We start from the raw sequence: 12,643 nt of genomic DNA on the forward strand, positions 1-12,643 counted from the left end.
GTTTACCAACCGGGGATGCCGCCCCGCGCGGGCCGGCATCCATCCTCGCTACTTGAAGCAGCGATGATCGGGTTCTTCGGCCCGGATCTTTTCCATCCAGGGTTTGAGTTCGGATTGCTTGTACAGCCGCTCGCCCCAACGCTCGGGCGACACCGGCAACGGACGGCCTTGCAGGATGTAGTCGGTCAACAGGTGGATGAACTGCTGCAGGCAATAGGCGCCGACATGCAGGCGCAGCGAAGACGCGGTTTCCGCCGGGGCGACGTTGAAACGCGCGACGTGGATGATGTCGCCGCTGTCCACCGAGGGCGCCAGGTGATGGCAGGTCGAACCGTAGGTTTCATCCTGGTAGTAGATCGCGTAGTGCTGGCTGCCCAGGCCGCGGTACTTCGGCGGCGCCGGGTGCAGGTTGATCGCGCCCTTGCGGGCCCGCTGATAGATGCTCGGCGGGAAGATGAAGTCGCCGCGATAGGAAATGATCCAGTCGCCTTCCCAGTCTTCCAGGTGATACGGATAGGGGTCGCCCGGGTCCCAACAGAACACTTCCAGGTTGGAAAAAACCGTCTTGGCGAATTCAACGCCGTGATCGCACCAGTCCATGGTGCACACCGACAATAGAACTTTGTCCTTGCATGGTTCGATGGTCTGCATAGTCTTTTCCATTATTGGCTGTTGGTACATTTCGAAAACACCCCGGTCCGCCCTCCCCGCTAGCCCTGCTGGCAGGCCTCGACCACCGCCGTGAAGCGCTCGACCATTTCGGCGATTTCCGCTTCGCTGGAGATGAAGGGCGGCGCGAACAGCACGTGGTTTCCCTGGACGCCATCGGCGGTTCCCGAACCCGGATAGATCAGCAGCCCTTGCTCCAGTGCCTGCGCCTTGAGCCGCGCGGCGTAACGACCGCCACCCTGATACGGCTCGCGGGTGCCCCGGTCCTGAACGAACTCCACCCCGACGAACAGGCCGCGCCCGCGCACATCGCCGACATGCTCGAAGCGCGCCAGGCACTCGCGCAGGCCGTGGCGCAATTGCTCGCCACGCAGACGCACGGCCTGCAGCAGGTTCTCGTCCTGGATGACCCGCTGCACCTCCAGCGCAACCGCGCAGGCCAGCGGATGGTTGACGTGGGTCTGGCCGTTGCCCAGCACCCCGGAGTTGCCCGCCATGGCCTCATGCACCTGGCTGCTGACCAGCAACGCCGAGATCGGCTGGTAACCGGCCGCCAGGCCTTTGCCGACCGCGACCATGTCCGGCACGATGCCGTCGTCCTCATAGGCGAAGAACCTGCCGGTACGCCCCATGCCGGCCATGACCTCGTCGAGGATCAGCAACACGTCGTGGCGCTCGCACACCGCCTTGATCTTGCGGAAGTAACCCGGCACCGGCGGCACCGCGCCGTTGGTGGAACCGACCACGGTTTCGGCGAAGAACGCCGCCACCCTGTCGCTGCCCAGCGCGCTGATTTTTTCCTCCAGTTCCAGCGCCAGGCGCGTCCCGTACTGCTCGTCGCTTTCATCGGCGCCCTGATGGCGATAGGCATAACAGGGCGAGACAAATTCGGCGGGCCCCAGCAGAGGCTCGAAGACCCCGCGACGCTGCAGGTTGCCGGAAATCGACAGGGTCCCCAGGGTGCTGCCGTGGTAGCTCTGCTGGCGCGAGATAAAGATCGATTTGCCCGGCAGCCCGCGCTCGCACTGATACTGGTAGGCAATTTTCATCGCCAGCTCCATGACCTCGGAGCCGCCGGAGAGAAACTGCGCCTTGGCCAACCCGCCGGAGGCCCCCACCAGCAGGTCCGCCAACTCCTCGGCGGCGGCCGTGGTGAAGCTGCCGGCATGGGCCCAACTGAGTTTTTTCGCCTGCTGCTCGATGGCCGCGGCGATCCGTGGATGTCCATGTCCCAGGCTGGAAACCGCCACCCCGCCGCAGGTGTCGAGGTAGCGTTTGCCCGAAGCATCCTCAAGCCAGACCCCAGCGCCATTGACGGCGTGAATCGGTGAGGCATTCAAGTTCTTGTAGATGACCGTTGACATGGATCCGAGCCCTTGCAGTTATGCGGCCTAACGGGTGTTTTCCGGGTGGTCCCACGCCGTCGAGCCTTGATGGAAACGCTGGCTGAAGCGCGAGGAATTGAATATCCGGCGCGCCCAGCCGATCGGTAGCAACACCACAGCGAACATCAACAACGAAAGCAACCTGAGCATGGCCTTGTCTCCTGAATAAAAAGTGAGTGAGCGATCAGTCCAGCGGAATCTCGTTGCGCCAGTCGACCTCTTCGACGAACTCCGGCTGGGTCGTGCGCTCGAGAATAAAGCTGCCCAGCACCAGCACATCCATCTCGGTGCGCATGAAGCAGGCATAGGCTTCTTCCGGCTTGCACACGATCGGTTCGCCGCGCACGTTGAACGAGGTGTTGACCAGCACCGAGCAGCCGGTGCGCTTCTTGAAACTGCGCAGCAGATGGGTGAACGGCGCGTTGTTTTCTTCGGTCACCGTCTGCACCCGCGCCGACAGGTCGACATGGGTCACCGCCGGCAGCTGCGAACGGATCGAGTTGATGCTGCCCAGGCCACGCTCGGGGCCACCGGGCTGCAACGACTCGGCGGTTTTGATCGAGTCGTTGACCTGCGAAACCATCAGCATGTACGGGCTCTTCTCGCAGATGTCGAAGTAGACCTGGGCGTCCTCGTCCAGCACCGCCGGGGCAAAGGGCCGGAAGGATTCGCGGTACTTGATCTTCAGGTTCATGGTGCGCTGCATCTCGGGATTGCGTGGATCGCCGAGGATCGAGCGCGCGCCCAGGGCTCGCGGGCCGAACTCCATGCGTCCCTGGAACCAGCCGACCACGGCGCCGTCGGCCAGGTGCCGCGCGGTTTCGTCATACAGATCGGCACCCTCGAAGCGCCGGTACGGATACTGGTTGGCGTCGAGAAACGCCTGAATCTCTTCATCGCCAAAACCCGGTCCCAACAGGCTGCCGCTCATGGCGTCGAGCTTCTTGCTGCCCAGGTGCGGGCGCCCGGTGCGCTTGACCGAATAGTCCATGGCCGCCCCCAGGGCACAGCCGGCATCGCCGGCCGCAGGCTGAATCCAGATTGCGTCGAAACGTCCGGAACGACTGAGCACACCGTTGGCCACGCAGTTGAGCGCCACGCCACCGGCCAGGCACAGGTTGCGGTAACCGGTCTGCCGCACAGCCGCGGTGGCCAGCCCCAGCACCACTTCCTCGGTCACCTGCTGCACCGAGGCCGCCAAGTCGCATTCGCGCTGGGTGATCGGGCTCTCCGGCTTGCGCACCGGGCCGCCGAACAGTTCCTCGAAGGCCTCGCCGACCATGCGCTCGCCGCGCAGGTACTCGAAGTACTTCATGTTCAGGGTGAAGGAGCCATCGGCGCGGATGTTGATCAGTTCCTTGCGGATCTTGTCGGCATAGATCGGCCGGCCATAGGGCGCCAGGCCCATGAGCTTGTACTCGCCGGAGTCGACCTTGAAACCGCAGTAATAGGTGAACGCCGAGTAGAACAGGCCGACCGAGTGCGGATAGGAAATCGAGTTCATCAGGTCGAGCTTGGAGCCGTCGCCCTTCCAGATCGTGGTCGAATGCCATTCGCCGATGCCGTCGATGCACAGCACCGCCGCCTGCTCGAACGGCGACGGGAAAAACGCCGCCGCGGCATGGGAACGGTGGTGCTGCGAAGCGATGGTGAGCGGTCCGGTACCACGTCCCAGTTCCTCGAGCTTCTCGTCGATGAACTTGAGCACATTGAGCTTCCAGCGGATCCATTCCGGCATGGTGCTGATGAAGGTGCGCGCACCGCTGATGCCGCCACTGGCGAAGGAGGAAATCATCCGCGAGAACTTTTCCTGCGGGTCTTCGTAGTAGACCACGGCGGTCAGCTCATCGAGGCCGATACCCTCGGCGTCCAGGCAGTACTTGATGGCATTGGCCGGAAACGCCGCGTCGTGCCGCACCCGCGTGAAGCGCTCTTCCTGGGCCGCCGCCACCGGCACCCCGTCCTTCACCAGCGCCGCGGCGCTGTCGTGATAGAACGCCGAAATCCCTAATACGTAAGTAGCCATTTAAACGCTCATCCTCATAGCTTCATGCCAATCCATGGAAATTCCCTGTGTCTGTGCACAGTCCGTCATCCGTGCAACCAACTTGAGACCGGCAGGCTTTTTAATGCCGGAATCAACGACACCACCAACAACACACTCATTGAAATGTTGAACAGCCGCAGCCGGTTCGGCTCGCTGAGAAAGCGCCGCAAATAACGTCCGAACAGCACCCAGACCATCGAGCAGGGCGAGCCGAAGAGAAAGAAGATCAAGGCGATCAGCAGGATCTGCGCACTGTAGGAGCCGACCGGCGTGGTGTAGGCCAGGACCGCGCCCACCGCCATGATCCAGGCCTTGGGGTTGACCCACTGGAACAGCGCCGCGCCGGTGAAGCCCAGCGGGCGCCCGCCCTGGTCGTCGAGATCGACCGTGGGCGCCGTGGCGATCCGGTACGCCAGGTACAGCATGTACAGGGCACCGACGACCTGCAGGATGTCGTGCAGGCTGGGATAACGATGGAACACCGCGCCGGCGCCGAGCCCCACCGCGATCAGCATCAGTGGAAAGCCGATGTTGATGCCCGCGACGTGGCGCAGGGTGCGGCTGATGCCGAAGTTGACCCCGGAGGACATCAGCATCACGTTGTTCGGCCCCGGCGTCACGCAGGTGGAAATCGCGAACAGGATGACGGCGTAGTAGTCCAGATTCTGCATGCCCCAGGCTCCGCTCAACGATAGTCTTCAAGGGTGCCGCGGCGACGAATGTCGACCGACACGCAATGGAAGCCGCCACTCAGGCTGCGGGCATGGCGCATTTTCAGCGGCGCCACATCGATACCGTGCTTTTCCAGGGCGCGAATCAGCGGCACCTGCTGGTCGTTGATCACCGCCAGCGCCGGGTTGACCATGATGAAGTTCATGCCCTGCCAGATCGACGCGCGCGGGTAGGACCAGCAATAGCCGGTGTCGACCATCTCCGGCGCCCAGATGATGTCCCAGTTCTTGAACAGCGCCGGCACCTGGTCCTTGCGGATCCGCTCCGGACACAGCACCACCAGCCCCGGGCGGACCACGGTGATGGTGGTATCCAGGTGCGTGCCGTCGTACACGCCGCTCACCGGGTGCACCCGGTAACGATCGCCCAGCACCCGCTGCAGCCACTGGCAACCCAGTTCGTTGCCGCTGCGGGAGACCAGATAGAGGATGTCCTCGCCGACGCGGATCACGTTGGCGGCGTCGAAGATCGGCTCGTCATTGGCAATGATCGAGCCGTCCTTGGGGTTGATCCGGTAGGTGCTGTCCAGCAGCTGCGGCTTGGGCGCGGAAATCCAGTTGGAGCCGCTGGCAAAGTATTCGGCCAGGTGGCGACGATAGGCGAACGGTTCCAGGTAGCGGCTGCGCAGCGCCATCGGCGCCTCGATGATGGTCTGGCCGATGGGCAGCAGCACATCCCGCGGGCAGTAGTTGTATTCGCCGTCGGTTTTCCAGGCACAGGTGCCGAATACCGCGCGATGATCAGTGACGTCCGGGCGCCGCACTATGACCCCGTGGGAACGCAGGAAGGCGGCAAAGGCGTCCAGGTCCTCGCTGGCTTCCTCGATGACCTGCTGCGGGTAGGGGCCGGATGGAATGTCCTCGATGTAGTCATGCTGCTCGCTGTAATCCAGGGCGAACAGGCCGCGATCGGGACGAGGCACCTGCGCGCCCTGGGCGACGCCGACGATCATTTCTTCCAGCGGATCCCACTCGTTGTGCACGTTGACCAGAGACATGGGCACTCCTTGATGTTCAGGCCGTTACGCCAACCGGCGCGGCAGGGACAATAGGTTCGTGATGGAACAGCGCCTGATCCTCGCCTCGCGTCTTGCTCCGGGGCAGGACCGCGCCCGCAGAGCCGATACCCAGGCGCTGTAACCAGGACGTCAGACGGTCCGGCTGCGGTGCCAGGGACTCGTAGCCGACGCGGACCCGCTGCCAGTGTGCTGCCAGTTCCGCCGGCTTCGACGCGGCGACCTGGCGCATGTAGGCGTCGATGGCGTCCACCGCCCAGGCCGAATGCCCGGTGGTGACGTTATCGATGGTGTTGTGCAGGTCGACGAACGCCGTGCTGAAGCCGTAGTGCCGGAGGAAGCGTCGGGCCGAGCGATAGCTGCCGCCCACCCCCGACAGCTCCATCGCCAGGTTCATGCCGAGGATTTCCGGCATGAAGGTCACCGGCAGCTTGCCCAGGCACAGCCAGTAGACCGGTAAGCGGAACGACGCCTCGCGCAACCGCTCATCCTCGGCGAACTCGCGGGCACCGGTAGGCGCCAGCTCCAGCCCCATCTGGCGCAGGCCGTCGCGGTAGATTTTCGGATGGTTCAGCGCATAGGAGCCGTTGCCCAGCTCGTCCCAATAGGTCTGGAACAGCGCGTAACCGACATGGGACGAAGCCAGCGTCAGGTCGGTGAAGCCCTGGAGCCAGGCGCCGTCGATCAGGGTCAGCGGCGCCAGTTGCAGGGTGGAGTCGACGATTTCCTCGCGCGACGGCATGGCCGCCGGGTCGCTTTCTTCGAACTCCTGGCCGTGGCGGTCGTGCTTGTCCAGCAACCATTCGCGCAATACGCCGACATTCCAGGGCTCGGGCAAGGTGCGTTCGGAGTTTTGCAGCGAGCGGCGCGACTGCTCCAGCCAGCGCGTCACATAAGCCTGGGCAAAAGCCTGGGTGCGAGGCGCCAGCGCCCTGCCCTGCAAGACGAAATAGGCCTCGCGCAGGCTCTTGGGCCACTGGCCCTGCTCCTGAATGTCCTCGCCCAGCACCTGTGGAACCACTGGATGGCAAGGGGTTGGCGCTGGTACTTCGCCAGCTTCTGCGCGCTGGATCGGGCCGGACAGGCCATCGATCCATTTGCGGATGACGCTCAGGTCGGCCTCGCTGAAAATCCGGAACATGCGCCCGTTCGGCGCGACCAGGGTGTTGACCAACAGGCTCTTCTCGGCGTTGCCCGGCACGATCAGGCGGCTGCGTGAAAGCATTTCCAGCAGCGGCACGGGGTCGACCTGGGCCTCACGCAGCCACTGCGCCAGGCTGCGGCCTTCCATCTTGTAATCCTGGTGATAGACCGCGCCGGCCCGGGCCATGCGCTGGATCATCTTGCCCATCAGGCGCTCGGGCGATACCGCGGCCCGACAGTGCGCCAGCAGCCGCTCGTTGAAAGTCTTCAGGGCCGCGAACAACCACTGGGCACCCGCCTCCAGTTGCAGGCGGCGCAGGCTGCCCAGGCAGGCAACCTGCTCGCAGACCCACTGGGAGATCTCCAGCGCCGAGCTGTCGCCCGCGGTTTCATCCAGTTGGTTCAGGTCGAGCCGGCGGACGTCCAGCTGCTGGGCACCCAGCACCGACCACCATGGGCTCAGCCCCAGGGCACGCCAGGCATAGTCGATGCCGCACAGGGTGTCGCCAAAGGCATCGCTGCGGCGGCTCACCGCTTGCAGCAACGCGGGTAATTCGAACAGTTCGTCAGGCAGGTCGGGGAGCGTGGAAAGCTCGAACGGCGAAACCGCATAGGCGGTCAGCCCCGCCTGTACCAACAGCGATTTGAAGTGGTCGGCGCGCGATGCCAGGGGCCGCCCGACGCCCACGTCGTGGGCCAGCAGCTCCATGAGCTTGAGCTGCGCGCTGTCCTCGAAGACCCCGGGGGCGCTCATGCCTTGCAGCCAGCAGCCCAGCACCGAGGCCAATGGCGCCGAGTGCACCAGCAGTGCCTCGGCGAATTCCCGTTGGTTGCCCAGCTCCGCGGCCTGGCTGGCCAGTTCGCGGTAAGCCTGGGCCTGCTCGTCACGCCAGTGCTCGATCTGTACCCGCAACCCGGCCAAGCCATCCGCACCGGCTTCACCCGGTGCGGCCAGGCCCATCAGACGCCGAATACTGACATCCCCCAGAAAGCTCTCGGGGTTGCTGACTGATCGATAAAACTGGCGCCACATACTGTTTACTTCCCTTCCAGGTTGGAGACCAAGGCAATCCATTGCCGGCCCTCAGTCATCGGCAAGCAATGACGTCGGGTGTCGAGATCAGAACATCGGGTAGATCGAAGAGTCCGGCTTCTTCTTTTTCTTCTTGCCGAACAGGCGTTGGAACAAGCTCTTGATGTAACTCATGGCAGACTCCTTTAAAGAACATCGAGGATGATTTTCGAAACGAAATCGTTCCCCTGGTCGGTGAAGTGAATACGGTCGACGAACAACCACTGTTCAGGCCGCAGGGCCTCGGACAGTAGCGGTGTAATGTTCACGAAACGCACGCCCATCTTCTGTGCGCCCTCGCGCAGGCGGGCGGCATAGGCCTCGCAGACGCTGGGCTGCAGGATGTCGCCATAGACCTCGCTGAAACTGCCGGCGCGATCCAGCTCGGCGAACAACTGTTCTTCCTCGTCGCAGCCCTTTTCCCGGACCCAGCCGGCCAGCGGCTGCAGAATGAAGGTCAGCTTGGCGCCCATGTCGGCCGCCAGCGCGCGCCAGGTATCCAGGTGACGCAGGGTCAGGTCGGCGGCGTATTCGATCTGCTCTTCCATGGACGGTGGCGGCTCGGGCGTCGGCTCTTCCTGTTCCTTGCCGAGCAAGGCGCGGAACATGCCGCGCTTGGGTGCCTGAGTCTCCGGACGCATGGCGTCGAAGAACTGGTTGCAGTTGAAGAAAGCGCCGTGTTCGCCACGGCTGCTTTGTGGCTGGCGGGCTAGCCCCAGGTTGTTGAACCCGGAAAACAGCACGATTTCGTCGACCTTGGGCAGCAAATGACGGTAAAGAGTGAAGAGCGTCAGTTCCTGGGTCGAGTTGAAACTGCGTCCGCCGAAGTTGATCCAGGGTTTGCTGTCCGGATCGTTCTCGGCCAGGCGCGAAGGCAGTGTCCAGGCATCCGAACTGGCACCGATGCCGAACACGGTCGAACTGCCGGCCAGCACCCGCACGCTCTTGGCGTGGCGGCTGTTGACCACCGAATACTGTATGCCCAGCAACTCGGAATAGCGGAAGCCCGAGGCATCTGTATTGACCACCTCCGAACTGTGGTCGGTAGGATGGAAATACATCAAATAAGGCAGCCAGCGAACCTCACCACCGTCGGTGAACTTCTGCTCGTACTCAGCCATCTGTGGAGTCAGTTTGATCCTTGCCGTCATTACCCTGCTCTTCCTTGAGAAGTCATCGTCTAAAGTAGCCTGAGGGGGAAGCCCGTTGCACGTTGCCCGGGGGGACTCTGAATTGCGCCGCAACTGTATTTAAGAACAACCAGTACAGCGCGATGCGGGCCATCTTCCCAAAGGCAACCACTGTCTTATAGGTACACGCTGGATGATTTTTCTCAGTACAGATTGCTTTTTCTCCACTAAAAATTTTCAAAAAAAGTGGAATCTGTAACTTTTTATACGACAGATGAGTCGCTACAGTCCCCCGCATGACTCGATACCTGAATCTCGCCGAATACATCAGCAGCCGCATTGAGCAGGGGTTATACGGGCCGGGGGAGCGTTTGCCTTCGGTGCGGGCCCTGAGCCTCGAGCACGGCGTCAGCCTCACCACCGTGCAACAGGCCTATCGGGTTCTGGAAAGCTCGGGACTGGCTATTCCCAAACCCAAGTCGGGCTATTTCGTCCCGGCCGGCCGGCGTTTGCCGGAGTTGCCGAAGATGGGACGGCCGTCGTTGCGGCCTGTGGATATCTCCCAGTGGGACCTGGTGCAGGACCTGATGCGCCAGGAGCAGAACGCCAATGCCATTCAACTGGGTTGCGGCATGCCCGACACCACGGCGCCGACCCTCAAGCCGCTGCTGACCGCCCTGGCGCGGATCAGCCGGCGCAGCGACAGCCCGAGCCTGCAATACAACCACCTGCAAGGTGTGCTGACCCTGCGCGAGCAGATTGCCCGCCTTGGCGTCGACTCAGGTTGCCGCCTGACACCCGCGGAAATCGTCGTCACCAGCGGCTGCCAGGAGGCCCTGTCCATCGCCATCCGCGCCCTGTGCGAACCCGGCGATATCGTGGCCATCGCCTCCCCCTGCTTTCACGGCATCATCCAGCTGCTCAAGGCCGCCGGCCTCAAGGCCCTGGAGATTCCTACCGACCCGGTCACCGGCATCAGCCTGGAAGCCATGGAAATGGCCCTGGAACAGTGGCCGATCAAGGCCATCCAGCTCACGCCCAATTGTAACAACCCGCTGGGCTACATCATGCCGGACGATCGCAAGCGCGCGATGATCCGCCTGGCCCAGCGCTACGACGTGCCGATCATCGAAGACGATATCTATGGCGACCTGGCGTTCCGCTACCCGCGGCCGCGCACCCTGAAGTCATTCGACGACGATGGGCGCGTGCTGCTGTGCAGTTCGTTCTCGAAAACCCTGGCGCCGGGCCTGAGGATCGGTTGGATCGCCCCGGGGCGTTACCTGCCGCAAGTGCTGCACATGAAATACGTCGGCTCCGGCACCACCGCGACCCAGCCGCAGCTGGCGGTTGCCGAATTCATTGCCAAGGGGCATTACCTGCCGCACCTGCGGCGGATGCGCAAACAGTACCAGCGCCATCGCGACCTGATGACCGAGTGGGTCAGCCGCTATCTGCCGGAAGGCACCCGGGTCAGCAAACCCCAGGGCGGGTTCACCTTGTGGGTGGAGCTGCCGGACGAGTTCGACACCTACACCCTGAACCGGCTGCTGGAAGCCGAGGATATCCAGATCGCCAACGGCAATATCTTTTCCGCGGCCGGCAAGTACCGCAATTGCCTCAGGCTGAACTTTGCCGGCGTGCCCAACCGCAAGATCGAACAGGCGATCAACAAGATCGGCCTGGCGGTCGCGCAACTGCTTCCCGCCTGACAAACCCTCGCCGCTGCGGCGAGGGCCTTCAGCGAATCAGGCCCTGGCCGCGCGCCACAGCTTGCCGCCCAGCGACACCACGACCAGTACCGCGGCGCCGGCGATGATGCCAGCCACGGCATTGAGCAGCGTCGGCATGATCAGCGAAAACCCGCCAACCGCCTCGGCCGTGTGCGCCGTGACAGTCTCGATCCAGTGATGCGCCGCCGGCACACCGTGGGTGAGGATGCCGCCGCCAACCATGAACATCGCCGCGGTGCCGATCACCGAGAGGCTTTTCATCATGTAGGGCGCCGCGCGCAGGATGGCGCCGCCAATGCTTTTCGCCACCTGGCCCGGCTTCTGTGTCAGCCACAGGCCGAGGTCGTCGAGCTTGACGATGCCACCCACCAGGCCATACACCCCGACGGTCATGACGATGGCGATACCCGAAAGCACCACCACCTGCTGCATCAACGGCGCGTCGGCGACGGTGCCCAGGGTAATGGCGATGATCTCGGCCGAGAGAATGAAGTCGGTGCGGATCGCGCCCTTGATCTTGGTCTTCTCGAAGGCCACCAGATCGGTGGCCGGGTCCGCCACGGCTTCGATCAGTTGCTGGTGCTCGGCCTGATCCTCGGCCTTGCTGTGGAGAAACTTGTGGGCGAGCTTTTCAAAGCCCTCGAAGCACAGGTAGGCACCGCCGAGCATCAGCAATGGCGTCACCAGCCAGGGCGCGAAGGCGCTGATGGCCAGCGCCGCGGGCACCAGGATCAGCTTGTTCAGGAACGAGCCCTTGGCCACCGCCCAGACCACCGGCAACTCACGCTCGGCGCGCACCCCGGAAACCTGCTGGGCATTGAGCGCGAGGTCGTCCCCCAGCACCCCGGCGGTCTTCTTCGCCGCCATCTTGGTCATCAGCGCCACATCGTCGAGTACCGCGGCAATATCGTCGATCAGCACCAGCAAACTGCTTCCGGCCATGGATCAGGGTTCCTTGAGGTCATAAATGTTGCGAAGCATAGCGCGCAACGAGGGCTGGCGGGGCATTCTTGAGCCTCGCGCAAGGCCGGTGCTACCATGCGCAACCGCCCGAACAGGCAAGGAATCACCTGGTTTATGAGCACCATCCGCGAGCGCAACAAAGAACTGATCCTGCGGGCAGCCAGTGAAGAGTTTGCCGACAAAGGCTTCGCTGCGACCAAAACCAGCGACATCGCGGCCAAGGCGGGGTTGCCCAAACCCAACGTCTACTACTACTTCAAATCCAAGGAAAACCTCTACCGCGAGGTCCTGGAAAGCATCATCGAGCCGATCCTCCAGGCTTCGACCCCGTTCAACGCCGACGGCGTGCCCAGTGAAGTGCTGAGCGGCTACATCCGCTCGAAGATCCGCATCTCCCGCGACCTGCCCTTCGCCTCCAAGGTGTTCGCCAGCGAGATCATGCACGGTGCCCCGCACCTGAGCCCGGACCAGGTCGAGCAGCTCAATGCCCAAGCCAAGCACAACATCGATTGCATCCAGACCTGGATCGATCGTGGTCAGATCGCGCCCATCGACCCGCACCACCTGATGTTCAGCATCTGGGCCGCGACCCAGACCTATGCCGATTTCGACTGGCAGATTTCGGTGGTGACCGGCAAGGCCAAGCTGGACGAGTCCGATTACGAAGCCGCCGCCCAGACCATCATCCGCCTGGTGCTCAAGGGCTGCGAAACGGACAAGTAAGCCAGCCCCTGTAGCCGCTGCCGCAGGCTGC

General features: G+C 63.2%; 11 protein-coding genes. 2 read left to right on the plus strand and 9 right to left on the minus strand.

Annotated elements, in window-relative coordinates:
- Positions 1–48 precede the first annotated feature (48 nt).
- The 8 genes from J4D52_RS22425 to J4D52_RS22460 all read right to left on the minus strand — a co-directional run bounded on the left by J4D52_RS22425 (position 49) and on the right by J4D52_RS22460 (position 9,214).
- Positions 49–651, minus strand: a complete 603-nt coding sequence (locus tag J4D52_RS22425; protein ID WP_025805252.1) for a formyltransferase family protein — start codon at positions 649–651, stop codon at positions 49–51.
- Between the two features lie 59 nt (positions 652–710).
- Positions 711–2,033 carry an aspartate aminotransferase family protein gene (locus J4D52_RS22430; protein WP_063429048.1) on the minus strand — a complete coding sequence of 441 codons (1,323 nt, stop codon included), beginning with the start codon at positions 2,031–2,033 and terminating at the stop codon, positions 711–713.
- Between the two features lie 27 nt (positions 2,034–2,060).
- The gene (locus J4D52_RS22435) at positions 2,061–2,204 is read right to left on the minus strand and encodes a hypothetical protein (protein ID WP_007931463.1); all 144 of its coding nucleotides are present in this window, start codon (positions 2,202–2,204) and stop codon (positions 2,061–2,063) included.
- A 34-nt stretch (positions 2,205–2,238) separates the two neighbouring features.
- Positions 2,239–4,080: a carbamoyltransferase gene (locus tag J4D52_RS22440; RefSeq protein WP_025805250.1), complete on the minus strand. Its 1,842-nt coding sequence runs from the start codon at positions 4,078–4,080 to the stop codon at positions 2,239–2,241.
- Positions 4,081–4,145: 65 nt separating this feature from the next.
- On the minus strand, positions 4,146–4,772 hold the full coding sequence (locus J4D52_RS22445; RefSeq protein WP_007931461.1) for a LysE family translocator: 627 nt from the start codon (positions 4,770–4,772) through the stop codon (positions 4,146–4,148).
- Positions 4,773–4,786: 14 nt separating this feature from the next.
- Positions 4,787–5,830, minus strand: a complete 1,044-nt coding sequence (locus J4D52_RS22450; RefSeq protein WP_025805249.1) for an inosamine-phosphate amidinotransferase — start codon at positions 5,828–5,830, stop codon at positions 4,787–4,789.
- 16 nt (positions 5,831–5,846) lie between these two features.
- Positions 5,847–8,024 (minus strand): iron-containing redox enzyme family protein, encoded by a 2,178-nt coding sequence (locus J4D52_RS22455; protein WP_063429047.1) that lies wholly within the window; start codon positions 8,022–8,024, stop codon positions 5,847–5,849.
- Positions 8,025–8,209: 185 nt separating this feature from the next.
- Positions 8,210–9,214, minus strand: a complete 1,005-nt coding sequence (locus J4D52_RS22460) for an inducer of phenazine A (RefSeq protein ID WP_025805247.1) — start codon at positions 9,212–9,214, stop codon at positions 8,210–8,212.
- 275 nt (positions 9,215–9,489) lie between these two features.
- Between J4D52_RS22460 and J4D52_RS22465 the strand changes: the two genes are divergently transcribed.
- Positions 9,490–10,905 carry a PLP-dependent aminotransferase family protein gene (locus J4D52_RS22465; RefSeq protein WP_025805246.1) on the plus strand — a complete coding sequence of 472 codons (1,416 nt, stop codon included), beginning with the start codon at positions 9,490–9,492 and terminating at the stop codon, positions 10,903–10,905.
- 36 nt (positions 10,906–10,941) lie between these two features.
- Here J4D52_RS22465 and J4D52_RS22470 read toward each other — a convergent pair whose 3' ends face one another.
- Positions 10,942–11,868, minus strand: coding sequence for a DUF808 domain-containing protein (locus tag J4D52_RS22470; RefSeq protein ID WP_009042777.1), 927 nt, complete (start codon positions 11,866–11,868; stop codon positions 10,942–10,944).
- A gap of 135 nt (positions 11,869–12,003) precedes the next feature.
- On the opposite strand from J4D52_RS22470, the gene J4D52_RS22475 reads away from it, so the two are divergent.
- Positions 12,004–12,612 carry a TetR/AcrR family transcriptional regulator gene (locus tag J4D52_RS22475; RefSeq protein ID WP_007931453.1) on the plus strand — a complete coding sequence of 203 codons (609 nt, stop codon included), beginning with the start codon at positions 12,004–12,006 and terminating at the stop codon, positions 12,610–12,612.
- Positions 12,613–12,643: the final 31 nt, after the last annotated feature.

This window comes from Pseudomonas sp. GW460-12-10-14-TSB1 (assembly GCF_017349775.1).
Classification (GTDB): domain Bacteria; phylum Pseudomonadota; class Gammaproteobacteria; order Pseudomonadales; family Pseudomonadaceae; genus Aquipseudomonas; species Aquipseudomonas piscium.